Here is a 26,648-nt window from a genome sequence, read left to right as displayed (position 1 = left end):
TAGGGGGTCCTTTTTGGACGCCGATTGACAGTCGAGTCCGCAAGCGGACCGGTCGAAGCTGCGGATGTAGAACGCCATCACTTGCTCGCTTACCCCCGCGATCCGGTTGCACTCCGAGCAGGACGGAAACAGGAAGCCTTCGGGCCCATGTTTCTTGATGAAGACGATGCGAGCAGGGGCGTGATCGATCTCCGTCGTCGGCCGCCTTCCGGCGCAGTAGCAACACCGCGGGTTACTTGCGATGAAGGCGGCCCGATCCACCTTCTGCGGCATTTTCGCCATGGCTCGGCCTCGTCCTTCCATCGGCACCTCCGCGGCGCCATCTCTGTCCGCAACGCCGCATGTAGCGAGCAGGTTCGATCGTCCTCACCGCGCTGATCTGGCAGGGATGTCGCGTGTCATGGTTGTCGTCAGCCTCGCAGTGCGGCGAAACGGGTCTGCAGGCTAGCGGCGAGCGACTGCCGCCCCTCGTTGTTGTTGAGGTAGGCGAGGTAGCGATGGTGTTGCAGATCGAACGGGATGTCGCCTGCTGATTGCGTGATCGGCACAACGTGCTTGCCCAGGGTGTGCGCGATGCCGGCCTCGTAGAAGACGTTCGGATTGCGCCCCGTGAAATCGCACACGACGATATGGGCCCGGAAGATCAGTGCGAACACGTCCTGGATCACCGCTGAGTGCTGCCAGATGTCCTTGGCGCGCAGCGTCCGATAGCCGGCTTGGGCGGCCGCATGGCCGATCGCCTGAAACACCGGCTCGAACTCAGGCGCGAACGGCGTCATCACCGCGATCAGGTCCGCTTCGACGCCGCCGTCGGGCAGATCGAACACGCTGGGAGTGAACACCACGGTGCGCGACCGCCCGCCGCTGGTCGACACCAGCTCGCCGTCGTCACCGTATTTATCGCGGATAAAGGAAGCGATCGTGGCGAGGTTGTGCGGGTTGCGCTCCGCCAGCGAGAACAGCACGCCATGTGCGTGTCCCGAATAGTCGGGATCCGCGAAGCTGAGGCTGCGCAGTAGGCGATCGTGGCCGGTGATGACGTCGAGCGCGCCGAGATGAACGCCGAGCTCCTTCCAGTCGCCGGCGTTGAAGTTGGCGACCGCGATACGGGCGAGCCGGATCAGATATTGTCGATCCTGGTCGCTCATTGGATGATCGAACACGCGAAAGCCTCTTGAGTAATGATCGTCAGCCCTGCCGCGCGCTGCGCGCGTCGGTGAGCGATGGTGAGGGGGCCGCACCAGGCAGGATGCGCTGGTGATAGGTGTCGGAGACAAAGTCGATAAACGCGACGGCCGCGCCGACGGCGAGGCGGGCATGGCGCGGCTCGAGCCCGCGGTGACGGCCGTCGCGGCCGTGGCCTGAGCCGTACAGGCTGCGGATCTCCGAGAGGTACTGGGTGATCGTGGTCAGATTGCGCAGCAGCAGCCGGATCGCCTCAGCGCCCTTGGCCTCGTCAGGGATGCCCTCGGGAACGAGCTTCAGTTCCTTGGTGAGCAGTTTCGTCAGTTCGGGCAGCGTCACCGTCTTGGAGAAGGTGACCCCCTGCCGGGTGAGGATCGACTTGCAGCAGGTCTCGACCAGATCCTTGGCGGTGCCGATCGCAAGCGCGGGATCGGCCTCGACCGCGACTTCGAGCCGCTCGATCTCCTTCTGCATCCAGCCCGCATCGAGCGCGTCCGCGACCGTTCGCGCGCGGGAGACCGATCGACCGCCGGCGAGCCCCGCGCGCCGGGCCACGAAGCGCGGCCGCCCCGCGATCCGCTCCTCCTCAACCAGCTCCCAGCCGTCCTGGCGCAGCTGGTCGTTGTACTGCGCCACCAGCCGGATCGCCTCGTCCTTGTCGGGACGAACCACGGGGTGGACCGTTTCGCAGAGGAAGCGCAGGAAGACCTCGTCCGGTCCACTCGACAGCCCGAAGCGGGCGTCGTCATAGACCCAGTCCTCGCCCCAATCGAAATTGTTAACGCGGTGCTGGTAGATGTCGCCGGCGGCATCCTTGTAACGCGAGTCATAGGACGGCAGCGTGTCGAGGCTGTAGAGCCGGGCCAGAAAGTCGACGTCGTCTAGCGTGCCGCACCACGCAACCTGGTCGATCCGTAGGCCATCGATGATGTTCTGTCGCGTCTGTCGGCGGACCCGGTCGTTCGGCCGGGCGGGAGCACTTGGCGCCGCGAGCCGCGGCACGAGCTTGGCGCTGTACCAATCCTGGGTGAAGGGTTCGAGCACGGCCTTAAGGCGTTGGGTGATCTGCTCTTCGACCCCGTCCTTGGCGCCGCCTAGCAGCGCATACTCGGCCGGATCAATCGAGAGGAACACCGTCCACTGCTCAGTGCCGCCGTTCCAGTTGTCGTAGCCGGTCCGCTCGATCCGCGGGGTGGCCGCGCGCACGACGTTGGCCGCCTGGGTCATGCGTTCGGCGATCAGCATTTCCTCGACGGTCGCGAGATAGCGCGCCGGCTGTTCAATCAGGTCCTGCACGCGGGCGTCCTCGATATCCTACTCGATAGCACGAACTCGTGCAGTCAGCGGATCGCCACCACCTTGACCTCGGCCGCAGCCGCGATCTCCTTCCACTTACGGTCGGAGGTCCAGGCGGGCAGACCTTCGCGCTTGGCGAGCGCGAGGCAGAAGCGATCGCCGAGCGACAGCCCGCCTTCGACGGTGTGGCGCCGCAGCCGCGCGGCCTCGCGCGCAAGCGCCGCATCGGCCGGGACGAGCTCGACCGGCAGCGGCCGCAGCATGGCGTCGACCTCCTCGTCGGGCATGCCGAGCTTGTGGTAGTGAGTGGCAACCTCAGCCATGTTGACCACCGACATGCGCGCGCCGGCGAGCGCGCCCTCGACCTTCTTGGCGCCAGCCTCGCCGCGCAGCAGCGCGAGCAGCGCCGAGGCGTCGAGCACGACGCTCATTCGCCGTTCTCCGCGGCGCGGGTGGCGAGGAAGTCGTCGACGCTGGAGCCGGGGGCGTCGCGGTAACGGCGCGCGAGCGCCTGCGCCTGCGCCACGATCTGCGGCACGGTGCGCAGCACGACGCCATCGGCCGTCTCGTCGAGATAAACCGCACCGCCGCCGGTGAGCCCAAGCCGCTTGCGGATGTCGGCCGGCAGGCTCATGCGGCCGTTGGGCGTGATGTTGACTTGGACGGTCATGGTGGCAGCCTGTTGCTCGGTGTGTCGCTGGGGACAGTATAGGCGCATCATTGCCGACCCTCAACGTCGGTGATGCCGTGCCACACGTGCAGAAGCGTGACACGCCCCCTTCCCTGCGCCACGCCACACACGGGCACTTTCCATAATCGCGACTTATGGTATGTACAGGCGCGTTATTGCTCAGAACAGGATAGCGGGGCAGGGTGGTGTACGAAGGTAGCAATACACCAGCGCCGAGCGCGCCCGATCAGGGCAAGCGAGATCCTTTGAGTCTCACGGTCGGCGACGTGCCACAACCGGGATCTAAAGACACAAGTGACACCATCATGTCGGCCACCAGCGAACAAGCCGTGCCGACCACGCTGCTGCTCGTCCGGACCCACGCCGTGCTGCCGACGCGCCGCTCGCGGCGCGCCGGCGGCGACGATGCCGCCACACCCGACGCGCGGTTGCTGACCGTGCTCGGCCGCGCCGCACCCGCCGGCCTGCCCCCGGTTAGCGCGCTCGGCGTCGAGACCGCGCTCGAGGCGATGGCCGACGCCTCCAAGCTTGCGGTCGCGGCCGACCTCGACTGCTGGCTCGACTGGTGCGCCGGCGAGCACCGGCGCCCGTGTCCCGCCGATCCCGAGGACTTGGTGCGCTACCTGCGCGCGCTCGAAGCCGACGGCAAGAAGCCCGCAACGCTATCTCGCCGCATCGCCAGCCTTGCGACGGTGCACCGGCTGCTCGGCCTCGGCAGCGACGCCTTGCCGACGTCGGCGCCGATGGTCCGCAACGCGCTGCGCGGCAACCGCCGGCGCCAGGGCGCGGCGCAACGCCAGGCCGCCCCGCTCCGCTTTGGCGGCGGGCTCGGTGAGGCGGGTGGCTTCACTTTGTCGGCGCTGCTCGCCGCCTGTACCGGCGATGCCCAGGGCCTGCGCGATGCAGCGCTGCTATCACTCGGCTACGACGCCGGCCTGCGGGTCAGCGAACTGATCGCCGTCGCGGTTGCCGACCTCAGACCGCAGTCGGACGGCACCGGGTTGCTTCACCTGCCGCGCTCCAAGACCGACCAGGAAGGGATCGGGGCCTGGGCGTGGCTGTCCGCCGACACGATGCGCCGCGTCGCCGCATGGCGCGCCGAAGCGATGATTGGCGACGGCGTGCTGTTTCGGCGCGTTGGCGTCGATCGGCGTCGGCAGCGGTCGAAGGAACTGGCGGACGCGCGCTGGGGCGACGAGGACGCCGAGGCTGCAGCGCTGCTGGTGACCTACACGGTCGGGGACGCGCCTCTCAGCCGCCAGGGTATCACCGGCATCTATCGGCGGATTGCACTCGCGGCCGCCCGGGCGGGATTAGTCGAACTGCCGGCCGGCGAACTCGAAGCGGCAATCGCGGCGCTTTCCACGCACTCGCTGCGGGTCGGACTGACGCAGGACCTGTTCGCGGCGGGTGAGGACGGCGCCGGCATCGCGCTGACACTGCGCTGGTCGTCGCCATCCACGGCGCTGCGCTATGGCCGCCGGCTTCAGGCCCAGAGCGGCGTTGCGGCCCGAGTGCTCTCCCGCGTGCGGACCTGAGCACTCCCTCGCACCGGCTTTTTCCGGCTCAAGCATGAGCCGGACCGTCCTATGTTTAAGCTGCGAAGCTACTATTTCAGGAACACTCCAACGAAGGCGAAATGTCCACTATTTCAGAGAAACCGACATTTGGGCCACGAAGGTTGGCCGTCCGAACCGTTGCATGATCTGTAGGTTTTCCTGAAATGGTGGACGCAATCCGTCCTACAGCAGCACCCTGAAAGAGTGGATCTGCGCCCGAAACAGTGGACGTCAGGCGCACTGGTCCGCCGCCCACCATCCGCCTGAGCCTGCCGCACCCAAAAGCACGAATGTGCGGCTACTCCGCGAGCGGCCGCACGTTGGTGATGGTGACGCCGACCTCAGCGCTCGCCAGCGGAGCGTCCGTCGTGAACATCTCCGCTTGCAGGTCGATCGCCAAGGCAAGACACGCTCGGTCACCAAGCGAAAGACCAAGCGCCTTCGTCGACGGTCGCAGGTCCCCTATGATGAGCGCTTGGGCAGGAGAGAGCGGCCGGACATCTAGCTGCAGCCCGCCAAGCGCCTCACGCACCTTGTCGAGCGGCAATCCTCGGTCCCGAAGCTTGGAGACGACCTCGGCGAGGTTGGTCGTTCCGATAATGCTGCGGGTCAGGACGTCGACTACCCGATCCGCCCCGGGCTCGTCGTTCAACAGGCAGAGCAGGGCGGAGGCGTCGAGTACGACCTTGCTACTCACGCTCCGCCTCGCGCCGGCGCTCTGCGATCAGCTCGTCAGCCAAGCCGACGCCTTCGGGCACATACTTGCGCAGAATCGCACGAGCACGCTCAAGTGCTCTAGGCACGGAACGTACCCGCAACTCGCCATCGTCCACATCGACGAGAACGATGTCACCCGTGGCGATCCCGAGCTCACGGCGCATAGCCGCCGGGATCACCAGCTTACCACCATCCACGATCTTGACCCTTTGCGCTTCCATCTGCACTGAACTCGCTTGGCTGACCCAATCTCTGGAATGTACCGCCTTCCACCGCTTATGCCTAGCGCCAAGGACGGCACTACGTCGCGGTTGGTGATCAGTCCTCGTTCATATCCGTGCTCAATAGCTACTTAGGCCTGGCTTGCTGAGCTAGGCTCGACAGGATCGCAACTTGCCATTCCGAGCCAGCTGCTCCAGCAGTGGCTCCTATGGGTGTACCCAACGGAGCCAACATGAGTACGACCCGCGCTGCTCGCGTGTACCTGCGCGTCAGCACCGATGAGCAGGATCTTGAACGCCAAGAGGCGATGGTCGTGTCCTCGCGTACCGCGGGGTATTATGTCGCAGCTGTTTATCGCGAGAAGGCTTCCGGCGCGCGTCCTGACCGGCCCGAGTTGCTTCGCATGATAGCCGACCTGCAAATGGGCGAAGTCGTTATCGCCGAAAAGATCGATCGGATCAGCCGCCTGCCGTTGGCTGAGGCGGAGAGGCTCGTCACCGCTATCCGCGACAAGGGAGCGAGGCTAGCCGTACCAGGAATTGTGGACCTTACCGATCTTGCTGAGGACAATGGCGGGGTGACGCGCATCGTCCTAGAGGCCGTTCAAGACATGTTGTTGAGGGTTGCGCTTCAGACCGCTCGCGATGATTACGAACTGCGCCGCGAGCGGCAGCGGGAGGGCATAGCGATCGCCAAGCGGGAGGGACGCTATACCGGTCGAAAACCAGACTTGGCCCATCATCGCCGCATTGTCTCACTTCGTGAGGCAGGGATGAGCATAGCGAAAACGGCGGCGCTAGCGGGCTGCAGCATCGCACAAGTCAAGCGCGTTACAGCCCTCCACCGGGCGACCAAGCAGAGCGATGCGTGTCCGACGATACCGTGAGATAGAGCCGGACTCAATTCGACCTCTGAATAATTCTGCTAGGATGGAAAGAGGCGGCAGCGTTGCCGCTGGGACGGTCAAGCAGCCGTGAAGGCTGCAGCGAGATCTCAATTTCTGGCCCGTACTGGCGCAAGGCTAATCGTGGCCGTGCCGCGCCCCCATACCGGTAGGTAGACGCCTTGCCCCGCCGCCTTCAACTGGCCCGTCCGCACGTCCGTCACACGGGCACGCACGATTATGTCGCCAATCCGCTTTTCGTCGATCGCACGGGTGATCTTGCCGATTAGCTTGTCGAAATCCTTTTCGAAGTTCTGGGTCAGCGCGGCTGACACAGTGCCTGATATGCCGGGAGTGTTGGCGAGCTTCAGGAGCAGGCTTGTCCCGACCGAGTCGGCCACACCGGCGACAGTGAGATCGTCGAACGCTACACGGCGATCGTTGACGGCGTTGCGCGGCGTGGCGGTAAGCCAGATCGTGCCTTGCGCAGGCTCCCCACCTTCGGCTGCCGCACTGAAGCGAAGCCCGACCGCGATCTTGTCACCCGTGGTGCCGTAGACGGTCACCTGGTGAAACTGCGCGCGCACGGCCCCGACACCAGGCACCTCGAAGGGGCGGCGGGAACGCTTCACCAATGCCTTGGCGAGAACCGGCTCCAGCTGACGATAGTCGGCGATGACGGGGATGGCGAACAGGATGCGGCCGGGTCCGGGCTGCGTGCGCGACATGGCGGGGAGCGGCTGGCGCTGCGGATCAGGCGGCCGATCGCCGACAAAAGTCTCCGTCCCCGCCGTCATCCCTAGCGCCAGGTTCACCCGGTTGCGCGAAATGGTGTAGCCTCCGTAGCTCAACTGCCGGGGCGTGATCCGCATCCACACCGGCGGGTTCGCCCGGTTCAGTTGGACGGAGGTGAACGCCGACCCCCAGACCTGCGCGATCTGCTCGCGCAGCTGCAATCTGCCGAGCTCCTGCGGCAGCGAGCGCTCCAGGCGCTCGACGACGCCGGCGAGCTTGGCGTCGGCCTTGCTGGTGAACTCGATTCGCTGGCCGAGGAAGTCGACGTGCGGCTCGTCGGTCCAGTCGTAGGCGATCGACACCGTTGCGCGCGGCGACCAGTCGCGGGCGATGTCGAGCCTGACCACGGCCCGGACGCGGGCGTCCGCCTCCGCCGTTTCCCGGCTGAGCACGCCGCCCACGTCGCGGGCGCTGATCGCGGCGTGAAGCGGCATGGTGACAATGATCGTTTTGCCCGAGCCCTCCAGCACCAGCGGCCCTCGGACGACGGTGCCGGTGATGCGGCACTGGATGGCGGGCGTCTTGATCTTCGCGAAGAGGATCTTGACCTTTTTCGGCGGGAGGCAGGTCTGCCCCGGCTTGTCGATCGACCAGAGGCGACGCGGAACCGCCTGTTCGAGGCTGGCCGCCAGCTTGTCCATGTCTGCAACAATCGGGACATTCATGGTAGAAGTCTGCGGGGGCACGCTGATGGTGTCCGTCGCTCGCGGAGGCGCCTCGCGAGGAGTCCGGTCGCAGCCACTAAGGCATGCAACGCAGAGCAGGGCGGACACGATCGAGACACTCGAGAGTTCGTTCTCGCGAAAAAAAGCCCCGGCAATCTGGCCTGCCGCTTCAGCTATCGACCGACTCGGCGTTGAGACGGTTGCCCGAGCGGTCGTGTTCTTCATCGCCGCGCACCTCCAGCCGTCCGAGCGGCCACCATCCCATAGGTTTGCCAAATCAGTTTCGCAAAAGGGAACCGTCCCGTTTCTTTATCGTTCGGCCCGTTGATTTCGGTCAATGCCTAACAACACCAACGGAGGATTTCGATGAAGATTGCGATTGTCGCTGCGCTGCTCACCTTGGCGCCGGTTCCAGTATTGGCGCAGGCCGTTTCGCCCGCCACTTCGGGAACAATGACCAGCGCCGACGTCGGCGTCTCGCCGATCGCGAGCCAGAGCGGGCCCAATTACGTGCTCGCGGCGGCCGACGCCAACCTCTATCAGATCAAGGCCGCGCAGCTCGCCGCGACGCGCGCGCAGCGGGATGACGTCAAGGCTTATGCGAAGCGGGTGCTGGCCGAGACTCAGAGCAGCCACAAGGCGCTTCTGGCGGCGCTGAAGAACGATCAGCGCACGATCAAGGCCCCTTCCTCAAGCCTGTCCGCCGACCGTGCTGCCCTGCTCAAGCTACTCCAGAAGGCGCCCAAGAGCGCCTTCGACAATTTGTATCTGACGCAGTCCGCGCAGGTCCAGCAGGCTGCCTGGGCTGTGCACAAGGGTTACGCGCAGGACGGGACCGATCCGGCGCTGCAGCAGGTCGCCGGTACCGCGGTCCCGGTGCTGGAGAACGAGCTCACCACCGGCAAGTCGCTTACCCCCTCCGGGCTTGCAGGATAGGTGATACCCGCCGGGCCAGGTCGATGAAGCCCCCCTTCGACCTGGTCCGGCACTTGTTTGCGGCGATTATTGCCGGGAGTGCAGCCGGCGGAATTGCTTCCCTGCTTCGCCGCGCATGAGATGCTGCATCACGATCCGGTAGACCGTCACTGCTGGCTCCATCCAAGTCCCATCGTCTTCTGCAAGGCGATGAACGCACGATCAAGTTCACCCGTCGCTTCCAGTACCGACTGATCAGCAGCCAGCGCCGCGCGTTCGGCATCAATGGACGTGGTCAGCGGTATCGCCCCCTGCTCGTATCGCTGCTCGGCGTAGATCGCCGACTGCCTGGCACCGTCCCGGCTCGCAATACTCGAAACGAGGTTACGGCGCTGATTGCCGAAGCGGGTCAGGCTGGTTTCCGCATCCGACAGCGCGCCGAGAACAGCCTTGCGATATTGCGCTTCCGCCTCGTCGCGGTCGGCGCGCGCCTGCTCCACCCGGGCACGATTACGACCGAAGTCGAGGAAACTCCAGCTGATCCGCGGCAGGAGAAGGCCCGCGACGCTGCCAGGATCGACCACATCGGCAATATTGGGACCACCCAGGCCGATGATGCCCATGATGCTGACCGATGGGAACTGCCGGGCGACGTTGACTCCGATCTGCGCGTTCGATGCCGCCAGCTGCCGCTCGGCCGCGCGAATGTCAGGCCGGCGTCGCAGCATGGCGGCCGGATCGCCTATCGCGACCGTCCTTGGGATCATCGGGATCGGAGCAGGGGTGGACAGCAAAACATCGTGTGCTCCGGGCTCGTCGCCGGTGAGCAGGGCAAGCTGGTCGAGCGTGGTCGCGATCTGTCCCTCGAGCGGCAACAGCCCGGCCTCCGTGCGGGTCAGCTCGGTCTTCAGCCGAACCACCTCGTCGCGCGACGATGCACCGCGTTGTTCACGCTGTTGAAGCAGGGCGAGTGATCGCTGTTGAAGCTGCGCGGAGCGGCGGGCCAGGATCAGGCGCTGCTGAAGTTCGCGCAGCGTCACATAGTTCTGGGCAACCTCCGCCGACAGACGAACCTGCGCATCAGCTCTATTGGCTTCGGCCGCCTGAGCCTGGGCCTCGGCACCTTCGGCGGCGCGGCGTCGCGCGCCGAACAGATCGATCTCCCACGATGCGTCGAGGCCGGCGTTATAGAACTCGGCCCTGATACGATCGGATTGCTCGCCTTGCGTCGGCAGCGCCAGCGAGCCTGCGGGAAGATCGGCGACGATCGCAGTGCCTGACGCCGAGACGGTGGGAAGCTGGTTCGCGCGCTGTTCGCGCAAGCTGGCGCGCGCCTTGCGGATGCGCGCCTCGGCGATCGCCACGTCCGGATTGGAGGCAAGCGCCCGGTCGATCAGCATCGTGAGCTGCGCGTCGCCCATGCCTTCCCACCAGCGTGCGACAGGGGTCTGCGGTGACGTGACGGCCTGATCCGCGCGGCGAAATGTCGATCCGGCGCGCTCGCCGCTCGCAACGCCCGGCGGGCCTCCATAGTTGGGGCCGACGACGCATCCGGTCAGGAGTGCGGGGAGAATGGCCCAGCCAAGTCGCTTCATCAGTGCATCGCCATCTGCGTGTCGGAGGAGATCGGGCGGAGGAACAGCGCCAGCGGCGTCGTGATCGCGATCGCGACGCCCAGCGCAAAAAACAGGTCGTTATAGGCCATGACGGTAGCCTGTTCGAGAAGTTGACCGGCGAGCTGCCGATACGCGCCGGCTTCGCCGGACGGCATGACCATGGCTTTAGCGAACCATTCCTGCGTGGTGGCCGCATTGGCCGACACCGTCTCACCCAGCCGGTTGAAATGGAGGAAAGTCTGCCGGTCCTGGAGGGTCGCCATCAGGGCGAGGCCGATCGATCCGCCGAGGTTGCGCCCCGCGTTGAACAGCGCGGACGCATCGCCGGCATCCTCGGGTGCCACAGCGCTGATCGCGGCCTGGTTGAGGAACATCATGGCGAAGATCTGCCCGAAGCCACGGACGAGCTGTGAATCCGTCAGGTCGCCCCCGGCCGACTGCGCGGTCAGGTGCCAGTCCATGGCGCAACTGACGCCGATCAGCGTCATGCCGGCAAAGACCGCCAGGCGAACGTCGAGATATTTGAACGCGAGCGGCAGAAACGGCATCAGCATCAGGGCGGGGATGCCGGAGACGAAGACCACCTTGCCCGATTGCAGCGCGCTGTAATCCGCCATCGACGAGAGAAACTGGGGGATGAGGAAGGTCACCCCGTAGAGCACGACGCCGATGATGAGGCTGAGGACGAAAACGCTGCCGAAGGAGCGGCTGAAGATCAGCGACAGCTTGAGCACCGGATGCGCGGAGCGGACCTGTCCGATCGTGATGAGCGCGAAGCCGAAGACCGTGGCGATCGCGAGTTTCACGATCATGGCGGATTCGAACCGCATCTCGCGCTGCCCCTCCTCGAGCATGACGGTGAGCGCACCCAAGCCGATTGCGAGCCCTGCGATCCCGAACCAGTCGGCATGGCGCAGCTGGTCGAGCCGCAGACGCTCATGCTTGAGCCCGAACAGCAGGAGCAGGACGAGCCCGGCACAGACCGGCACGTTCAGGAAGAAGGCGTAGTGCCAGCTGTAATTATCGGTGAGCCAGCCGCCGATGATCGGCCCGAGCACCGGACCGAGGATCGCGGTGCCGCCGAACGCGGCGGTGCCGATCGGCTGCTGCGATGGCGGCAGCCGTGTCGCGATGATGGTCATCGCGGTCGGGATCAGCGCACCGCCGGTGAAGCCTTGCCCTACACGCCCGGCGATCATCATCGGCAACGTCGTCGAAATCCCGCACACGATCGAGAAACCGGTGAAGCTGACCGCCGCACCCAGAAGGAAGTTGCGCAGGCCGAACAGGCGCACGAGAAAGGGGCTGAGCGGGATCATGACGATCTCCGCCACTAGATAGGAGGTCGCGACCCAGGTGCCCTCCGTTCCGCTCGCGCCGATCTCGCCCTGGATGGTGGGCAAGGCCGCATTGACGATCGAGATGTCGAGCAGCGCCATGAACGACCCGATCGTGCCCGCGGCGACGGCGAGCCAGTCGCGCAGGCCGGCGCGTTCGGCCGCCATCAGCGCGCGCCCTGCGTCTCGCCGCGCTTCAGCCGCTCGGTTTCCTGCTCGATCCGGTCACGACTTCCCTTTGCGCTGATCGTGTCGACCGTAACCTCGACCGACAGGCCGGGACGCAGCACCCGGCGCGCCTCCGGTCCCGCTTCAATGCTGATGCGCACGGGCACTCGCTGAACGATCTTGGTAAAGTTCCCGGTCGCGTTCTCGGGCGGGATGAGCGAGAACTGCGCGCCCGTGCCTGGCGAGAAGCTCGCAACCCGGCCGCGCAGTTCGGCGCCGTCCAGTGCATCCACCTTGACGGTCACGGGTTGCCCGACGCGCATCAGCGCGACCTGGGTCTCCTTGAAATTGGCCTCGATGTAGAGTTGATCGACCGGCACCACCGACATCAGCCGGGTCGCCGGCTGGACATATTGCCCGGCCCGGACCGCCTTGTCGGCAACAACGCCGTCGATGCTGCTGCGGATCTCGACGGCGCCGAGGTCGGTCGAGGCGCGCGCAAGCTGCGCCTGCGCGGTGTCGCGCTCCGCCTCCGCCTGGCCGATGCGAGCCGCTTGTGTGGCGACACTGCGACGGGCGGCGAGGTAGGCGGCGCGCTGCGCGCGCAGCTCTGCGGCGGCTCGATCACGCTGAAGGACCAGGTTTGCGAGGCGCTCACGCGATTCCGCCCCTGTCCGAGTGAGCGGTTCGTAACGTCTTACCTCGTTTTCTGCCGCTGCCGCGGCAGCCTCGGCGCTCGCAACCTGGGCGGCGGCCTGAGCGACAGTGGCCTGCTGCTCGTCAAGCGTCCGGCGCGCGGTCGTGATGTTGGCGCCGGCCGCGGCGATCTGGGCTTGCGCCTGTTCGACGTTGGCGCGGTAGTCGCGGGGATCGAGCACGGCGAGCAGCTGGCCGCGGCGGACAGGCTGGTTGTCAGCGACGAGCACACGCTCGACATAGCCGCCAACCTTCGGAGAGACCGTCACGAAGTCCGCGCGCACATAGGCGTTGTTGGTCGACTGCAGGTATTGGCCGCTCGCGCGGTAGTTCATGTACCAGACGACCGCCGCGACGATGCCCGCAACGAGCGCGGCGATGAGGACGTAGCGGATGATCGGATAGCGCGCGAGAAGCGAGGGCTTCTTACGCCGTCGTTCTCCTCGACACCGTCCTTCGACCTAGCTTCTGGCTGGGAATGCGCATTCCGGTCGTCATGCGGCGCATCGCCGCCTCGATCTTCAGCATGCTCGTCAGCCACTCAGCAACGCTATCGTATGTAAACCGGACCGTATCATAGTATGTGGCGATCGGCATTGCCACCCACTCTGATGGGCTCGTGCACAGCAAACTCAAGCTGCGCGAAACAAACAGCCGCTGGATCTTCGCGGCGGAATGCTTCGGCGTGAACGACTGCGATCCGACGTCCGACACGCCTGACCTTCGGCGTCGTGACAAGTGCATCCAGCCGAGCAGAGGCAAGGAACTGGAGGTTCACGCTGATGAGCTTCGGGAAGTGCCCGGGGGGAAGTTTGCGTGCAAGGGCACGCTTCGCTGCCACTTCGAGAAAGGATGCCACAGCTCCGCCATGCAAGGCGGGAAGGAGAGGGTTGCCGATCATGTATTCCACTGGCGTCAAAACAAAGGCGTCACCGCTCTCTGAAATCATGGAGCCTAGCAGCTGCGCGAAGCCGGTCATGGCCCGACAGCCCGATTGATCGAAAAGACGCCTTGGGCAGTCGCGATCAGGTGAGAAGGATCGGTATCCCAGACTTCGGTCCGTACGAACGCACGGCGCTCGGTAGCGTCGTAACAATGCGCCCACGCTGTCGCGGAGCATCTCGCCTCGGGGGACCGCACATGGTCCACCTTCAGGTTGAGGGTCGAGATTGCCAATCGCCTTCCCAGTCGGGACATTACGGCAACGCCGCAGGCCTGATCGATAAGGCTCGTCAACACGCCCGTTGCTAAAGTCTCGTCCTCGTCGGCCAGCTCCTCACGCCAACCGACACGTAGCGAGCTGAGGCCATCGCCGATCGAAACCAACTCCAGGCCAAGCCTGTTGCCCCACGGTATGTCGCCTGGTTGCAGGCTCCAGTCTCCAGCCACGATTCCATCCTCGTCCTGATCAGGCCTTGCAACCTTGGAAACGGTACGGTTTACAAATCTGGTCCGGCTTCCTAATGGTTATGGTCTCGCATGGAAACGCGGTCGAATAAATTTCTGGTGCTCTCGGTTACAGGCGTTCTGCTGGGTACGCTCCTGATCTTCACCCTGTGGCTGTTCGATGCACGCGATGGAGACGGCAATCCCTACATGATCCGCTTCACCGGAAGCGTTGCCGGTCTCCAAAATGGATCGTCGGTGACCTTCTCGGGCGTGCCGGCCGGTCATGTCACGTCGATACGGCTCGACAAGCAGGACCCGTCAGCGGTTCTCGTCACCGTCAGCCTTGAACCGCGGATCCCCATCGTCGCAGGCGTGAAAGCGTCGATCGCAAGATCGGCACTGGCCGGCACCGCGAACATCAGCCTCGACGGTGCAACCTCTGGCGCGCCCCCGATCGTTGCGGCGAACGACGGGGAGCTTCCCGTCATCCCCACCAAGGAAGGCGGGCTCCTTGGCGGCGGAGGGGACCCCGTCGCACTGGTCGAGAAGATCAGCCGCACCGTGGACTCTGTCTCGCGCAACCTCGACGCCGCTCAGCAGCAGCGGGCCAGCGATCGGCTGGCGGCGCTCGCGGAGAGTTCCGCTGGTTGGGCTGACAAAGCCGGAGCAGCGTCCGATGCTCTCACCGGTGCGCGCGGCCGCGTGATTGCCGTGGGAGACGCCTTGCAGCGATCCGGCGACAGCGCCCAACAGCTGAGAGCGGCAGCGGACGAACGCCGCGCGACCGTCCTCGCGAGAGCGAACCGAACATTGTTGAAAGCCCGAGACGGTGCCGATCGATTCACGGCTCGGCTAGAGGCTATTCGACCCACGATACGCGGCACGGCCGCCAAACAGGCCCAACTGCGTGAAACGGTTCGTTCAGCGAGGAACAAGGTCGGTGCTGTCAGGGATGCGGCCGTTCGCATCGATCAGGAGGGACTGGGCGTGGGGGCTCCGTCCCTTCCCATCTACAAGCCAACGTCACAGGATTGAGCGACGGCGATACAAAAGAACAGCCTTTGGCTGAGATCGAGCTGGCAGGCGAGCAACCGACCTTCTCGGCGTGATTTCTCGTCAACCGGTCCGGATCGCGCTACTCTCGATCCAGGAGAACGAGATTGAGCGATGACGAAAAGAAGAGCCGGCGCCCCAGGAAAATGGGCAGACCGACCACCGAGGACGCGCTCCGCCTTACCTCGCACATCCTAAAAAGCGCTCGCGAGCTGTTCTTCGAACACGGCTTCGAGGGCGCCAGTGCCGACATGATCGCCGAGCAGGCCCGCATCTCGAAGCGGACCCTGTACGCCCGCTTCGGCAGCAAGGCGCGCGTGTTCGAGGCGGTGATCCTCGACGAGATCGATACGCAGCTGCGCGCGCTCGAACCTTCCGGCAGCGACGAACCCGACATCCGAAAGCGGCTTCGCGTAATCGCCGATCGCCTGCTCGAGTGGCTGCTGACGCCGCGGATCACCTCCATGGAACGCGTCGTCATCGCGCAAGCCGTGCGCTTTCCAGCGCTTGCGGCGAACATCCACGACTTCGGTTACCAGCGGGCCGTCCAATGGGTAGCGTCGATCCTCGCCCATGCCGATGCAAAGGGTGAGCTATCGCTGGCAGACCCGGTGTTCGCTGCCGAGCAGTTCGTCACCCTCGTAGTGGTCGCACCCATGCGCCGTGCAGCGCTCGGGCTTTCTCCTCCCGCGTACGACGATGCCGCACGCGATCGTATCTCGCGCGGTATCGACCTGTTCCTCAATGGCTGCCGTCCGCGCGAGGCGGATGGTTGCAGCGACTGATGTCCACCACCGACGAGGAGCCTCAGATCGGTGAGCGCACGCGGCTGGCCGAGCTCATGCAGATCATGGGGCGCCATGGGCTGAACGGGCTCGCCTCGCGCCTGGGCCTGCTGCCCGGTCGCTCGGAGCAGCCAGCGGACGTCGGTACGCCCGAGCGGGTCGTCGCGCTGCTGCGGGACCTTGGACCTGTCGCAGTCAAGCTGGGGCAAGTGCTAGCCACCCGCGAGGACCTGCTCGGGCCGGAATGGGTGCGGGCGCTGTCGACGCTGCAGGATCGCGTGACCCCGCTGCCGTTCGAGGCGCTGGAGCCGACGATCCTGGCCGCGCTCGGCTCCCCGATCGCTGATGTGTTCGCGAACTTCAACCGCGAGCCGATCGCGGCGGCGTCGATTGCGCAGGTTCATGCTGCAACCTTGCGCGACGGAACCGAGGTCGTGGTCAAGGTACGCCGGCCGGGGATCGCGGAACGCGTCGATGCCGACCTACGGCTGCTCCGCCGCATCGCGCGGCTCGCGGCCCGGCACTCACCGGAGATCCGCCGCCTCAAGCCCGACGAACTGCTGCGGTTTTTCGCGGAGAGCTTGTCGCAGGAAATGGACCTCAGCGCAGAAGCGGCAGCCTGCGAGAGCATCGGCGCGTTCCTGCAGCCGCTCGGCGTCCGGACGCCGGCCTTCTACTGGGATCAGGTCGGCCGCCGGATCAACGTGCAGGAGCGGCTTGACGGCATGCCCGTCCGCGAGGTTCTTGACGTGGCGGGTGAGGGCGGTGCTGACGTCGCCGGCAGATATGCCGATGCGGTGCTGCGGATGATCATCTTCAACGGTCGGTTCCACGCGGACCCCCATCCCGGCAACGTCTTTGTTCTGGCCGACGGGTCGCTGGCGTTCATCGACTTCGGGGCGGTCGGCGTGCTCAGTCCCGCCCGGCGGAACGAGGTTGTCACGCTCGTCCTTGCCATCGCGGGTGAGGACACACGATCGGTGACGGACGTACTGCTGCAATGGTCGGGCGAGACCGATGTCGATCGCCAGGCGCTGACCCGCGACCTCGACGCGCTGATCGGCCAGTTCCGCGGGGCGGTACTCCAGCAGATCGAGCTCGCCGACATCTTCGGCCGCGTGTTCGCGCTGCTTCGAACCTATCGTCTGGCGCTGCCGCCGGACCTCGCCCTGCTGCTGCGCACCTTGCTGATCGCCGAAGGGTTCGTGCGACGGCTCGATCCCGGCTTTGACATCACCGCGCGCGCCGCACCGATCGCGCGCGAACTGCTGCGGGAGCGGATCGGCCCGGCCGGCCTCAAGCGTGGCGGACGCCGGCTGGCGACGAGCCTTGGCCGTCTGGCCGCCGCCTCGCCCGAGCTGGTGGCCTTCGCCGAGCGGGTTGCGCGGTCGGGTGCGCTGCCGATCGAGTTGCAGAAAGGTGCCGTCTCCTCACCACCGGCATTGCCCCGGGGCGCAGATCCCAACGTCCTGTCCGCCGGCCTGCTGGTCGCCGGCGCGATCCTCCAGCACGACCATGATGTTGTTGGAGCAATCCTGATGGCTTCTGCGATACTCCTTGCCGGCTGCGCTTGGTACGCGAACAGGCAGCGGCGCTGACCTCTTGTTGTCAGCCTTTCATGTACCCAGTCGCGCGCGATTGTTTCGCTACTGATATTTCATCTCCGACGAGCGGAACGAACCAATCGGCTTGGCGTTTTCCGAAAGTAAACCGGTTGGTACCAAAGCAGCTGACCGGTTCGATTGAGCGAGGGGTTCCGCGTGTCCGAACAAACGGTTGACGAGCCGCATCTGCCATCTGAGGGCTGGTCGGACTTCGGTGCCGAGCTCAGCGCGCTTATGCCTAGTCTGGCGCGCTATGCGCGATCGCTGGCCAGGAATCCCGATACTGCACAGGACCTTGTTCAGGAAACCGTGCTGAAAGCCTGGAGCAGCCGCGCATCCTTCGAAGCCGGTACAAATATGAAGGCGTGGACCTTCCGGATCCTTCGCAACTCATTTCTTTCGCAGGTACGCCGTCGAGGCACGGTACAAGTTAGCGAGACCGCCGAACTCGCCGACATTCCGGTGGCGTCGAACCAGGAATCCGTTGTGACGCTGAGCGATGTTCGCCGTCTATGGCCGCGCCTGACGCCTGAGCAGCAGCGGTGCATCAATTTCATCGGGATCGAGGGATTGAGCTATGAGGAGACAGCCACTATCGAGCAGGTTCCCGTCGGCACAATCAAGAGCCGCGTGGTAAGAGGGCGGCAGATGCTGCGCGCACTCCTAGATCACATGAACAGCGATAAGGGATACAAAACGGAATCTCAGGTCGTGGCGGCCGGTGCAACCTGTCAGGCCGAGCCACCAGTTATCGACGAGGTGCACGAGAGACAGATCGAGCTGCTGCAAAGCTGGCGGACGAAGCGTGCGGCCGACCGCTGTTTGGTAGGCTGAGTGGGCCGGGATCTCTTGATCCCGGCTTCGTGCGGCCAATTTCAGGTCCTTTACCGTCTCGGTTAGCAGAAGACCTGTCGCTAGGGATATCGCACAAAAGGACGAAGAGACCACGGCTGGCCGAGCGGATATGTCCTGTGGTCTGCCCTAACAGCCTACATCCTCCAGCGTGTCATTTGTGCGCTGACTTCCGGGCTGCTCTCCCATCCACCGCCGGGCATCCAGGCGCTTACCCGTCACCGCCGCGGCAGCGTCAGAGCAGAGCCAGAGCAAGGGCGGCACCACGATCTCGGGCGACAGCAGTCCGTCGCGTGCACTATCCGGCAGTCCTTCGGGAATCATGCCGGTCAGCGTCGCGCCCCCCGGCAGGAGCGCGTTCACCGTGATGCCGCTGTCCGCAAGGTCCTGCGCCCAGATCGCGGTCTCCGATTCCAGCGCCGCCTTGGACGGGCCGTAGGGCGAGAAGCCGCGCCGTCGCATCGTCTCGCGGTTCATCGAGATGTTGACGATTCGGCCCCATCCCGCCTCCAGCATGGCGGGGACGGCGGCGCGCGCCATCAGGAACGGGCCGTTGACGTTGGTGTCGGTCACCATGCGCCAAGTGTCGGGGGCGACCTCCCAAAACCGGGTCGGTTCTGTCAGGAAGGTGTCGCTCACATACTTCATGCCGCGCCCGGCATTGTTGACCAGGATGTCGAGCCGGCCGAAGCGCACGAGCGCCGCGCGCACGACTGCGGCACAATCCTCCGCCCGCGTCACGTCGGCGAGCAGCGGCCGCACCCGATCGTCGCCGCATGCCCGCTCTGCCTCCCGTGCGACCGCTTCGACCTCGGCGAGTTCGCGCGCGGCGGTGGCGACGACCCGCACGCCGGCCTGCGCCAGCCCGAGCGTCATCGCGCGGCCCAGCCCGCGACCGCCGCCCGTCACGATCGCGACGCGGCCGGCAAGGCCGTGTCCGTCGCTCCCGCTCATCGGTTCAGCGCCTGCATCTGCGGCGCGGCGTAGCGCTCGCCCGCCGTTGCCCCCTTCGGCGCCGCGCGGTCGAGCCGCTCCAGTTCGCCTCGGGTGAGCGTCACGTCGAGCGCGCCGACATTCTCCTCCAGGTAGCCGCGGCGCTTGGTGCCCGGGATCGGCACGATGTCTTCGCCCTGCGCCAGCACCCAGGCGAGCGCCAGCTGGGAAGGGGTGCAGCCCTTCTCCCGCGACATCGCCTCGACCGCCGCGACGAGATCGAGATTGCGCTGGAAGTTCTCGCCCTGGAAGCGGGGGCTGTGCCGGCGATAGTCGTCAGGCGCGAGATCCTCCACCCGCCGGATCGCGCCGGTCAGGAAACCGCGGCCGAGCGGGCTGTACGGCACGAAGCCGATGCCGAGCTCGCGCATCGTGTCGAGGATCTCGCCCTCGGGATCGCGGCTCCACAGCGAATATTCGGTCTGCAGCGCCGCGATCGGATGCACGGCGTGCGCGCGCCTGACCGTGGCGGGCGCCGCTTCGGAGAGGCCGAGGTGGCGCACCTTGCCCTCGCGGACCAGCCCGGCCATCGCGCCCACCGTGTCCTCGATCGGCGTGTCGGGGTCGACGCGGTGCTGATAGTAGAGGTCGATCGTCTCGACGCCGAGCCGTCGCAGGCTCGCCTCGCAGGCGGAGCGGACGTAATCCGGGCGCCCGCACACGCCCTTGAAGGTGCCGTCCTCGCCGCGAACGTTGCCGAACTTGGTGGCGAGAACCACCGCGTCGCGGCGATCGCGGATCGCACGCCCGACCAACTCCTCGTTACGGCCTACCCCGTACATGTCGGCGGTGTCCAGAAACGTCACGCCGAGATCGATCGCGCGCTGAATGGTCGCGACCGCCTCGGCTTCGTCGGCCTGCCCATAGAATTCGGACATGCCCATGCAACCGAGGCCCAGCGCAGATACGCGCAGCCCGTCGCCCAGCTTTCGTTGCTCAAGCACCAATTATCTCCTGTTGTAAGATCATGCCGGTTGGCCAGTCGTCGGTAGCAAGGCGGGCCGGCACCGGTTCAGCCTTCAGACAGCAACTGCTCGGCGAGCTGGCTGTGCTTTTCGTCGGCCTGCTTGGCCTCGTCCGCGCACGCCTTCATGTCGCGCGCCGCATCGTCCATGCCGGTCTGCCGGCAGTAATTGGCCATGGTCCCGAACGAAGCGATCCAGTAATGAAGCGCGAGCTGCCCGCTGGCGATGATGCCGAGGTCGCGTGAGGCATCGTCCGGTGCCGCTTCGCGGATCCTGCGGCTCACCTCGTAATGCGCTTCGAGCACAGGGTTGTCCTGCTGATCGGCCGGGCCCGCCTGCTCGGCGGCGCGACGGATGCGGTCCGCCCATTGGCGGGAAGTCCGGTTGCCCTCTTCGAGCGCGGATCGCAGCGCCGGGTGGCGCGCGTCGTTGTTGATCTCGTCGGTCGCCTTGGCGGCGACGTCGCTGCCGGCCTGCATCGCGGACAATCCTTGCGCGACCAGCTTCTTCAGGTTGTTCTCGTTCATCAGGTTCGTCCTCGTCCTGCCGTGCCTCGTTCAGGCACGGTGAGGGATTCTAATCTCGTCGTTTCGTTCTGTTCCGTCGGTCCTTCCTCGATCAGACCGCAATCAATGTTTGGAGCTCATGGCCGACCTCCCGGCCTGCACCTCCTGCGGCTTGCAGGAGCGGGCTGCGTGAACCAGCGCGGCAGGGCAGGCATGCGGGAAGCTCGGACCGGCGTTGCAGGCGTGAATAGCGTCGTAAGCGGTCCGAACCGAGCCGAAGCGGACCTTCTTGAGAGCCTTCCCGACAGGAGCATGCTGACGGTGGCTCCAGGCTGAAGTGATTGGACGGAGGCGCTGCAGTGACGGGAGCCCGCGGAAGATAACGCTCAGACCTTTAACATAATCTTTATTATCGATCTTGCGCGTTTGCGCTTGCAGATCATTTACCAGAACTCTCGACCGCCGCGTATTTCACGCCACGCATTGTCCCACTTCACTCCAACCTCGCTACTGACAGGTCGAGATCCAGGCTCAAATTCGGTCATCGCGTCATCAATGTGCTGCGATGGCGCTCCTGGATTAAACGGTGCGATCCGGTGCCGTCGAAGGTGCCAGACATAGGCCTTCTCGTGTTCGCTTGCCGGCTCGGCCCGTCCCCAAGCCACGTCCTGAAATTGGCGCTGCGCAGCGCTCCTGGGTCGCCGCTCGCGCAGTCGCAGCGCCTCGTAGAAACCGAGATGCGCTGCCAACAGCTCCTCGTACCGAGCAGCGATGCGAGGATCCTCTACTGCCTCCTTCGCCGTCATCGCGCGTCCTGCAACGTCGGAAAGAACAAATACGGAAAACCGCTCGCTTAGTTCAATACGGTCTGCTACGCTTTGCAAGCGTAAATCGCGCCTGGTTAAGCCGATTGGTGCAGGAGAAGCGGCCATGTTGAACCATGATACTGGTCAGATGGACTGGGATGCCGGCCGCGCTCAAGGGCCAGCATTCCCCGCCTCGTCCTTCTCGGTGAATCCAGACAATCTTTTCGACCCCTCTACCCCTCGTGGCAGAGAGCTACTGGACGAGGTTTACCCATCTAGCACCGCTGATGTGGAAAACGAAGTGTCGCCGCACGCACGTTGGATCGTTGCTGCCGTGCTGATCGTCATGTTTATCGGCATATTCCTTATTCCTGGACATTCCTAAGCTGGAACCGCTTGGGGTCGACCGGCCTGCCATCCTTCCAAAGCTCGTAATGAAGGTGCGGGCCGGTCGACTTGCCCGTGCTTCCCACCCGACCAAGAACTGAGCCCGCCTCAACGTTACTACCTACCGGAAATGCCGACCGGTCCTGCATGTGGAAGTATTTGCTTTGCGACCCGTCGCCATGCTGCAGAACTAGGTAGTTCCCAGCACCGCCTCCTTGAAAGTCATTCTTCACCACTCGGCCGGACGCTGGCGCACGGATTTCAGTGCCCAGCGCTGCCGCGATATCGACGCCGCGGTGATGATGCCCCGGCTGCCCGGTTACCGGGTCGATGCGCCCCCCCATGTTCGAGCTCAACCGTCCGGAGATCGGCAGCGTTGCCCGCTCTCCCCGCGGCAGCTCGTAAACGTGGCTTGTTCCCTGGCCCATGCCTAGCGTGTCGCGCGCCCAATCACGCGCCCCCTCGACGCCGGGGAGCGTCGTCGGGATCCACGCGTCATTCCGCTCCCGAACGTGGTCGCCCAGACGTCCGGCCGTATCCTTGGCGTCGTCGACCTGGTTTCCAATCTCGAAGGCCTGACGAGTGATGCGTGCGGAGGCGTTCGGGATCGCGTCTGAGACCTCGCCGGCAAGATCGTGATCTCGCGAGCTGTCACGGATCGAGACATCGGGTCCCTGAGCAGCCACGCCAGCAGCGCGATGTCCGCCCCTCCGGCACCGAGACGTAGATATCGCCGCGGTTTGGCTCGTTGACGACCGTGAAGTCCTCGCTGTCGACGCCGGTCGTGAGCTTGGAGACGCTGGCGAAGCGATCGTCCTTGAGGCTGACCCGCGTCAGCCCGGACTTCGACATCGTGCAGGCGACCTCGCTGTTGTCGCGTGCGAGAACGTGCTCGTCGGCGAAAGCGGGCGCCGCGAGCGCGACCCCGCCGACCACGATCATGCAACCGCCGATCAGGCGCGAGAGGTGGCACCAGCGCGTGGTGACCGCCCCGCCAGCGCCGATCAGGCTATAGGCAAGCAGAGGGCTCATGACGCGTCTCCGGGTGCGGCGCCGTCCTTGTCGGCCTTGCTCACCATCCCGAAGCCTTTCAGCTGCAGAGACAGGCCACGGTACGCCCAGTTGAAGCGGAAGGTTTTCGGCTCGGCGGTGACCGACTTCGAGCCGACGACCGTGTGGAGGGTGCCGCTCACCTCAGAGGTCAGAGCCTCAGGGTCGACCTTCATGCCGGTGAGCGTGAAATACTGGCTGATTGTGGAGCCGTTCTGCTCGTTGACGATCTTCATAAGATCGCGCTTGAGCGCGCCGTGGCTCTCCGGCGTGGCGATCGCGAGGATCGAGTCCATCCAGTATTGAAGGTTCTCGGGCGACCGGTTGAGCGTCATCAGCGCTGTGTCGCGCGTGACCATCTCGAGGTAGTCCCGGCTGACACCGCTCGAAGAGAGCGTCAGCGGCGTGCGCACGATCGGCTGCAGCACGATCTCGCGGTCGCGCGTGGCGCCGACCAGGAACAGCAGGACAACGAGACCTGCCAGCACCAGCGCCACGATGCCGAGCATGTTGCGCTGCTTGATGACCCGCTGCGACTGCGCGAGGCCGACACTGTAATCCATTTAGCCCACCATCACGCGAAGGTGAGAGGGCGGCGTCGCCTTCAGACCGGTAAAGCTCGACGGCAGATGCCAGTAGGCCATGTGGAGAATCCACGACGAGGCTTTCCCGGCTTTGAGTTTCCGAAACCCCCACCACCCGAGCAACGAGACCACCAACCCGATCACGACGTGCTGCGAGAGGATGCCCCACACGAAGGGGATCGCCATCGCGAGGAACTCGTCCAGCGTCCAGAAGCCGATCAGCTCCGGGTCGTCGAGATGCGAGGGGATGGAATACCGGTCCATAAGCTAAGCCGCCCTCCCAGCGGTTGATCCAGCCGCGCCTCAGATCGTCGCAGTGACGGTCGAGGTGACGATCGGAATGCCGGTGCCGGCGCCGACGCCGACCGCGACCGGGACGGCCACCTGGCCGAGGCTGAAGCGACCCGACGCGAGCGCGACGATGCCGCCGGCGAGGCTCATCACGGTGATGATCTTGCCGCCCGAGCCCTCGAGGAAGTCCGTGAACTTCGTCAGCGCGGTATTGAACGTCGTGTCGGTGCCGGCGAACGCCGCCGACGCGCCCAGCACCATCACCATGGCGATGATTGCCAGGCCGAGAAGGACGGCGTTGGTACGACCCCCCTTCGGCATCGCAAGTGCAGACATGCTCTTTCCCCTTGATAGACGAAGCGAATTGCTGCGCCGTCTTCAAAAGGAACCAAATCACAAGCATTGAACAGAGGAAAAAAGTTACCCTGTTTGTGACCCCGATTGTAACATCTTGCTCGCGGCCCATGTGCGATGGCGAGATCGAGCCGAAACGGAGCAATCTCGCGACGGCCCCATCAACAGGGTAAAAAAATTCCCCTGTTTACTTACCGCGGACTTTGTGGAGCTATCCGCCTGGCCTCCGTGGAGGCGCCAACAGAATATGGATCACCGCGTATCGGGTATGGCGTATCCGTCGGGGGAAGGAATATGGTCGCCTATGTCCCAGGTGATCTACACTTTCACGTTCGATAAATCGGTGTTCCGGCTCGCGAGTCATGCCATCCGAATCCATTCGCATCACACGCTCGCGTTCGAGAGCGTGTCGGCTACGGCGTTGAAAGGAATGGAGATATTCCTAGGCGCGGAGAACCCGGAAGCTCTGGTTGCCGAGGCGGCGAAGCTCGATCTACCAGGCGACGTCCGGGTGACGTTGCGCATACCCTTGAGCCAAAAGCCCACGTTTCAGCACGCTCGTGACCTAGCGATGCAATACACGGATCATCCCGTTCCAACTCGGCTCGCCTTCATAATAGCGCTGCTCGCCGTATTTCACGGAACGTTTAGCGATTGTTCACAGATTCCTGCCGACGCCATCGATTGACAAATAGCGAGAATACCGGAGTATTGCGGCCGTAAGGGGGTCGCATCATGTACCACCAAGGCAAGGCGTTCGCCGTAAGCGCCGACAGACAGCGAGGCTTTCTCACGCTATTCCGCGAGGAATGGAGGCGTCGGGGGCTGACGAATCCGCAGGTGGCCTCACGGCTCGGGCGCAGCCTCAGCCTGGTCGTGAAGATCAAAGCTGGACGGACGCCGCTTACTGGCCATCTCATCGATCAGCTTGCGGAGATACTCGAGATCGATGTCGTCGGTGCATTCTTCGCCGTCGATATCCTCAACGAACCGATGATCTATTTCGACCCAGTCTTTCTGCAGTCGCTGAACAAGACGATGGTCCTCTATGAGGACATGCTTACCGCCTATCGAGCTCAACAGGACACGTCCGAGCACGACGAGGGCATCACTCTCGATCAGACAGCCGGGTGATCGCTGCAGCGTTTGCCTTGCAGACCAGCGCGACCTCGTTTCGTCATGCCGAAGCCATATTGCACCTCGCCTGATGCTAGCAGATTGTCGTCCGCTTATGACGAACGACGAGCAGCCCATAAAACGCAGCACCCGGTCCATGCGGCTGAAGAAGCAGCGCGAGGATCAAGCCGGCTATCGTCGATCGACGATCGCGTTGTCACCTGTGGCGGTGGCCATTGCAGAGCGGCTGCAGCAGCGACTTCAACTCTCCTCTCGCGAAGCCGTGATCAATGCCGTGCTCGAGCGCATCGAGAGCGACAGGTACATCAAGTACGAGTTTTTGGGCTCAGAGGGATTTCGATCGCCGCCAACCGCGCACCTGCCGACAAATCGAGACACCGAGAATGCCGGCAGCGGCATAGACCCACAGGATCATTCGGTGACCGCCACGGAGTCGGACCGATAGCAGTTGGGGCCGCGGATAGGTCGCGTAGCCGCCGGCGAGCTAAGAAAGCCCTCGACCAGCGATCAGCGCCGCGATCATTTCCCTGGAAAATGGCGGTAGAAGGTCGACAGCGATACGCCGATCGCACCGGCGATCTCGCGTGGTGTCATCTGTGTCTTCAGCAGGCTCTCGGCCGCATTCCGACGATCGTCGGTCATGACCGACTTACGGCCGCCAAAGCGACCGCGACGCCTGGCTACTTCAAGCGCCGCGGTGGTGCGCTCCTTGACCAGCTCGCGCTCCATCTGCGCCATGGCGGCGAGGATGTTGAAGACGAGCCTGCCGGCAGTGCCGGAGGTATCGATCCCATCCGTGATCGAGCGCAAGCCGATGCCCTTCTCCTCGAGCTCGGCTGCGAGATCGACCAGACCCTTCATCGTTCGGCCCAGCCGATCCAGCTTCCAGACGACCAGAACATCGCCGGCGCGCGCGTAGCTGATGGCCTCGACCAGCCCGGGGCGACTGATCTTCGCGCCGCTGGCCTTGTCGGAAAAGCAGCGCTCACACCCGGCCTGGCGCAGCGCATCGAGCTGCAGGGTCAGATCCTGTTCGGGCGTCGATACGCGCGCGTACCCGATCAGCATCGATTTTTCTCAAAACTCATCGACAAGGCTCATCGATCGGGATTACATGTCAATCGGCGTCCAAAAAGGACCCCCTATC

The 26,648-nt window shown here is 64.7% G+C and carries 34 protein-coding genes; 11 read left to right on the top strand and 23 right to left on the bottom strand.

Annotation, left to right across the window (positions count from 1 at the left end):
- From AVT10_RS18735 to AVT10_RS10195, 5 genes are all read right to left on the bottom strand, one after another.
- The coding region (locus AVT10_RS18735; protein WP_232307962.1) for a hypothetical protein at positions 1-282 on the bottom strand (282 nt) is incomplete at its 3' end.
- 128 nt (positions 283-410) lie between these two features.
- Positions 411-1,148 carry a hypothetical protein gene (locus AVT10_RS10210; RefSeq protein ID WP_066690597.1) on the bottom strand — a complete coding sequence of 246 codons (738 nt, stop codon included), beginning with the start codon at positions 1,146-1,148 and terminating at the stop codon, positions 411-413.
- 40 nt (positions 1,149-1,188) lie between these two features.
- A complete protein-coding gene (locus tag AVT10_RS10205; protein WP_232307961.1) occupies positions 1,189-2,481 on the bottom strand; it encodes an abortive infection family protein in 1,293 nt (430 codons plus the stop codon).
- A gap of 44 nt (positions 2,482-2,525) precedes the next feature.
- A complete protein-coding gene (locus tag AVT10_RS10200; protein WP_066690594.1) occupies positions 2,526-2,912 on the bottom strand; it encodes a PIN domain-containing protein in 387 nt (128 codons plus the stop codon).
- Positions 2,909-3,151, bottom strand: a complete 243-nt coding sequence (locus AVT10_RS10195) for an AbrB/MazE/SpoVT family DNA-binding domain-containing protein (protein ID WP_066690591.1) — start codon at positions 3,149-3,151, stop codon at positions 2,909-2,911. The genes AVT10_RS10200 and AVT10_RS10195 overlap by 4 nt, the downstream gene beginning before the upstream one ends.
- Before the next feature lie 326 nt (positions 3,152-3,477).
- On the opposite strand from AVT10_RS10195, the gene AVT10_RS10190 reads away from it, so the two are divergent.
- Entirely contained in the window at positions 3,478-4,710 is a 1,233-nt protein-coding gene (locus AVT10_RS10190; protein WP_066690588.1) for a tyrosine-type recombinase/integrase, read from the top strand.
- 319 nt (positions 4,711-5,029) lie between these two features.
- On the opposite strand, the gene AVT10_RS10185 is transcribed toward AVT10_RS10190, so the two are convergent.
- Entirely contained in the window at positions 5,030-5,428 is a 399-nt protein-coding gene (locus tag AVT10_RS10185) for a type II toxin-antitoxin system VapC family toxin (protein ID WP_066690585.1), read from the bottom strand.
- The gene (locus tag AVT10_RS10180) at positions 5,421-5,669 is read right to left on the bottom strand and encodes an AbrB/MazE/SpoVT family DNA-binding domain-containing protein (RefSeq protein ID WP_066690582.1); all 249 of its coding nucleotides are present in this window, start codon (positions 5,667-5,669) and stop codon (positions 5,421-5,423) included. Before AVT10_RS10180 ends, AVT10_RS10185 begins: the two co-directional genes overlap by 8 nt.
- 233 nt (positions 5,670-5,902) lie before the next feature.
- Here AVT10_RS10180 and AVT10_RS10175 point away from each other — a divergent pair, with 233 nt between their 5' ends.
- Positions 5,903-6,556 carry a recombinase family protein gene (locus AVT10_RS10175; RefSeq protein ID WP_066690575.1) on the top strand — a complete coding sequence of 218 codons (654 nt, stop codon included), beginning with the start codon at positions 5,903-5,905 and terminating at the stop codon, positions 6,554-6,556.
- Positions 6,557-6,663: 107 nt separating this feature from the next.
- Here AVT10_RS10175 and AVT10_RS10170 read toward each other — a convergent pair whose 3' ends face one another.
- Entirely contained in the window at positions 6,664-8,121 is a 1,458-nt protein-coding gene (locus tag AVT10_RS10170) for a DUF4403 family protein (protein WP_269746909.1), read from the bottom strand.
- 258 nt (positions 8,122-8,379) lie between these two features.
- Between AVT10_RS10170 and AVT10_RS10165 the strand changes: the two genes are divergently transcribed.
- Positions 8,380-8,949 (top strand): DUF4142 domain-containing protein, encoded by a 570-nt coding sequence (locus AVT10_RS10165; RefSeq protein WP_066516399.1) that lies wholly within the window; start codon positions 8,380-8,382, stop codon positions 8,947-8,949.
- A gap of 146 nt (positions 8,950-9,095) precedes the next feature.
- On the opposite strand, the gene AVT10_RS10160 is transcribed toward AVT10_RS10165, so the two are convergent.
- The 5 genes from AVT10_RS10160 to AVT10_RS18935 form a co-directional block, all read right to left on the bottom strand.
- Positions 9,096-10,523, bottom strand: coding sequence for an efflux transporter outer membrane subunit (locus AVT10_RS10160; protein WP_084401571.1), 1,428 nt, complete (start codon positions 10,521-10,523; stop codon positions 9,096-9,098).
- Entirely contained in the window at positions 10,523-12,049 is a 1,527-nt protein-coding gene (locus AVT10_RS10155) for a DHA2 family efflux MFS transporter permease subunit (RefSeq protein ID WP_066690572.1), read from the bottom strand. Before AVT10_RS10155 ends, AVT10_RS10160 begins: the two co-directional genes overlap by 1 nt.
- Positions 12,049-13,080, bottom strand: coding sequence for an HlyD family secretion protein (locus AVT10_RS10150; protein ID WP_232307959.1), 1,032 nt, complete (start codon positions 13,078-13,080; stop codon positions 12,049-12,051). Before AVT10_RS10150 ends, AVT10_RS10155 begins: the two co-directional genes overlap by 1 nt.
- A gap of 239 nt (positions 13,081-13,319) precedes the next feature.
- A complete protein-coding gene (locus AVT10_RS17765) occupies positions 13,320-13,724 on the bottom strand; it encodes a PaaI family thioesterase (RefSeq protein WP_177179222.1) in 405 nt (134 codons plus the stop codon).
- Positions 13,721-13,984, bottom strand: a complete 264-nt coding sequence (locus tag AVT10_RS18935; protein WP_350027542.1) for a PaaI family thioesterase — start codon at positions 13,982-13,984, stop codon at positions 13,721-13,723. Before AVT10_RS18935 ends, AVT10_RS17765 begins: the two co-directional genes overlap by 4 nt.
- A gap of 240 nt (positions 13,985-14,224) precedes the next feature.
- Here AVT10_RS18935 and AVT10_RS10140 point away from each other — a divergent pair, with 240 nt between their 5' ends.
- From AVT10_RS10140 to AVT10_RS10125, 4 genes are all read left to right on the top strand, one after another.
- Positions 14,225-15,169 (top strand): MlaD family protein, encoded by a 945-nt coding sequence (locus tag AVT10_RS10140; RefSeq protein WP_066690566.1) that lies wholly within the window; start codon positions 14,225-14,227, stop codon positions 15,167-15,169.
- 125 nt (positions 15,170-15,294) lie between these two features.
- Positions 15,295-15,972: a TetR/AcrR family transcriptional regulator gene (locus tag AVT10_RS10135; protein ID WP_232307958.1), complete on the top strand. Its 678-nt coding sequence runs from the start codon at positions 15,295-15,297 to the stop codon at positions 15,970-15,972.
- Positions 15,972-17,570 (top strand): ABC1 kinase family protein, encoded by a 1,599-nt coding sequence (locus tag AVT10_RS10130; RefSeq protein WP_066690562.1) that lies wholly within the window; start codon positions 15,972-15,974, stop codon positions 17,568-17,570. The genes AVT10_RS10135 and AVT10_RS10130 overlap by 1 nt, the downstream gene beginning before the upstream one ends.
- 162 nt (positions 17,571-17,732) lie before the next feature.
- Positions 17,733-18,410, top strand: a complete 678-nt coding sequence (locus AVT10_RS10125) for a sigma-70 family RNA polymerase sigma factor (RefSeq protein WP_232307957.1) — start codon at positions 17,733-17,735, stop codon at positions 18,408-18,410.
- A 147-nt stretch (positions 18,411-18,557) separates the two neighbouring features.
- Here AVT10_RS10125 and AVT10_RS10120 read toward each other — a convergent pair whose 3' ends face one another.
- The 4 genes from AVT10_RS10120 to AVT10_RS17755 form a co-directional block, all read right to left on the bottom strand.
- Positions 18,558-19,382: an SDR family NAD(P)-dependent oxidoreductase gene (locus AVT10_RS10120; protein ID WP_066690557.1), complete on the bottom strand. Its 825-nt coding sequence runs from the start codon at positions 19,380-19,382 to the stop codon at positions 18,558-18,560.
- Positions 19,379-20,368 carry an aldo/keto reductase gene (locus tag AVT10_RS10115; protein WP_332307320.1) on the bottom strand — a complete coding sequence of 330 codons (990 nt, stop codon included), beginning with the start codon at positions 20,366-20,368 and terminating at the stop codon, positions 19,379-19,381. Before AVT10_RS10115 ends, AVT10_RS10120 begins: the two co-directional genes overlap by 4 nt.
- 65 nt (positions 20,369-20,433) lie before the next feature.
- Positions 20,434-20,913 (bottom strand): YciE/YciF ferroxidase family protein, encoded by a 480-nt coding sequence (locus tag AVT10_RS10110; RefSeq protein ID WP_066690551.1) that lies wholly within the window; start codon positions 20,911-20,913, stop codon positions 20,434-20,436.
- A gap of 422 nt (positions 20,914-21,335) precedes the next feature.
- Positions 21,336-21,824 (bottom strand): hypothetical protein, encoded by a 489-nt coding sequence (locus AVT10_RS17755; RefSeq protein ID WP_232307956.1) that lies wholly within the window; start codon positions 21,822-21,824, stop codon positions 21,336-21,338.
- Here AVT10_RS17755 and AVT10_RS18195 point away from each other — a divergent pair.
- Positions 21,823-22,083, top strand: coding sequence for a hypothetical protein (locus AVT10_RS18195; protein WP_139797517.1), 261 nt, complete (start codon positions 21,823-21,825; stop codon positions 22,081-22,083). The two genes, AVT10_RS17755 and AVT10_RS18195, sit on opposite strands and share 2 nt — an antisense overlap.
- Here AVT10_RS18195 and AVT10_RS10105 read toward each other — a convergent pair.
- Genes AVT10_RS10105 through AVT10_RS10085 form a run of 5 tightly spaced genes read right to left on the bottom strand, consistent with a single transcriptional unit; the run spans position 22,064 to position 24,277 of the window.
- Positions 22,064-22,771 carry a M23 family metallopeptidase gene (locus AVT10_RS10105; RefSeq protein WP_066690549.1) on the bottom strand — a complete coding sequence of 236 codons (708 nt, stop codon included), beginning with the start codon at positions 22,769-22,771 and terminating at the stop codon, positions 22,064-22,066. The genes AVT10_RS18195 and AVT10_RS10105 overlap by 20 nt on opposite strands.
- On the bottom strand, positions 22,737-23,117 hold the full coding sequence (locus tag AVT10_RS10100) for a TraK domain-containing protein (protein ID WP_232307955.1): 381 nt from the start codon (positions 23,115-23,117) through the stop codon (positions 22,737-22,739). Before AVT10_RS10100 ends, AVT10_RS10105 begins: the two co-directional genes overlap by 35 nt.
- Complete coding sequence (locus AVT10_RS10095; protein ID WP_056433180.1) at positions 23,114-23,698, bottom strand: type IV conjugative transfer system protein TraE; 585 nt, start codon at positions 23,696-23,698, stop codon at positions 23,114-23,116. The genes AVT10_RS10100 and AVT10_RS10095 overlap by 4 nt, the downstream gene beginning before the upstream one ends.
- Complete coding sequence (gene traL, locus AVT10_RS10090; protein ID WP_056433184.1) at positions 23,699-23,983, bottom strand: type IV conjugative transfer system protein TraL; 285 nt, start codon at positions 23,981-23,983, stop codon at positions 23,699-23,701.
- 39 nt (positions 23,984-24,022) lie between these two features.
- Positions 24,023-24,277 carry a hypothetical protein gene (locus tag AVT10_RS10085; RefSeq protein ID WP_232307963.1) on the bottom strand — a complete coding sequence of 85 codons (255 nt, stop codon included), beginning with the start codon at positions 24,275-24,277 and terminating at the stop codon, positions 24,023-24,025.
- Between the two features lie 391 nt (positions 24,278-24,668).
- Between AVT10_RS10085 and AVT10_RS10080 the strand changes: the two genes are divergently transcribed.
- The 3 genes from AVT10_RS10080 (at position 24,669) to AVT10_RS10070 (ending at position 25,946) form a co-directional block, all read left to right on the top strand.
- Positions 24,669-25,052, top strand: a complete 384-nt coding sequence (locus AVT10_RS10080) for a hypothetical protein (RefSeq protein WP_066690536.1) — start codon at positions 24,669-24,671, stop codon at positions 25,050-25,052.
- Positions 25,053-25,099: 47 nt separating this feature from the next.
- Entirely contained in the window at positions 25,100-25,498 is a 399-nt protein-coding gene (locus tag AVT10_RS10075) for a helix-turn-helix domain-containing protein (protein ID WP_066690534.1), read from the top strand.
- Between the two features lie 97 nt (positions 25,499-25,595).
- Positions 25,596-25,946 (top strand): hypothetical protein, encoded by a 351-nt coding sequence (locus tag AVT10_RS10070; RefSeq protein WP_066690532.1) that lies wholly within the window; start codon positions 25,596-25,598, stop codon positions 25,944-25,946.
- A gap of 74 nt (positions 25,947-26,020) precedes the next feature.
- Here the strand turns inward: AVT10_RS10070 and AVT10_RS10065 are convergent, their stop codons facing one another.
- Positions 26,021-26,569, bottom strand: a complete 549-nt coding sequence (locus AVT10_RS10065) for a recombinase family protein (protein WP_066690523.1) — start codon at positions 26,567-26,569, stop codon at positions 26,021-26,023.
- Between the last annotated feature and the right edge of the window lie 79 nt (positions 26,570-26,648).

Origin of the sequence: Sphingomonas hankookensis, assembly GCF_001619955.1 — a bacterium.
Lineage (GTDB): Bacteria > Pseudomonadota > Alphaproteobacteria > Sphingomonadales > Sphingomonadaceae > Sphingomonas > Sphingomonas hankookensis_A.
The sequence above is the reverse complement of the archived record's forward strand: the minus strand, read 5'-3'. Positions and strand labels throughout refer to the sequence as shown.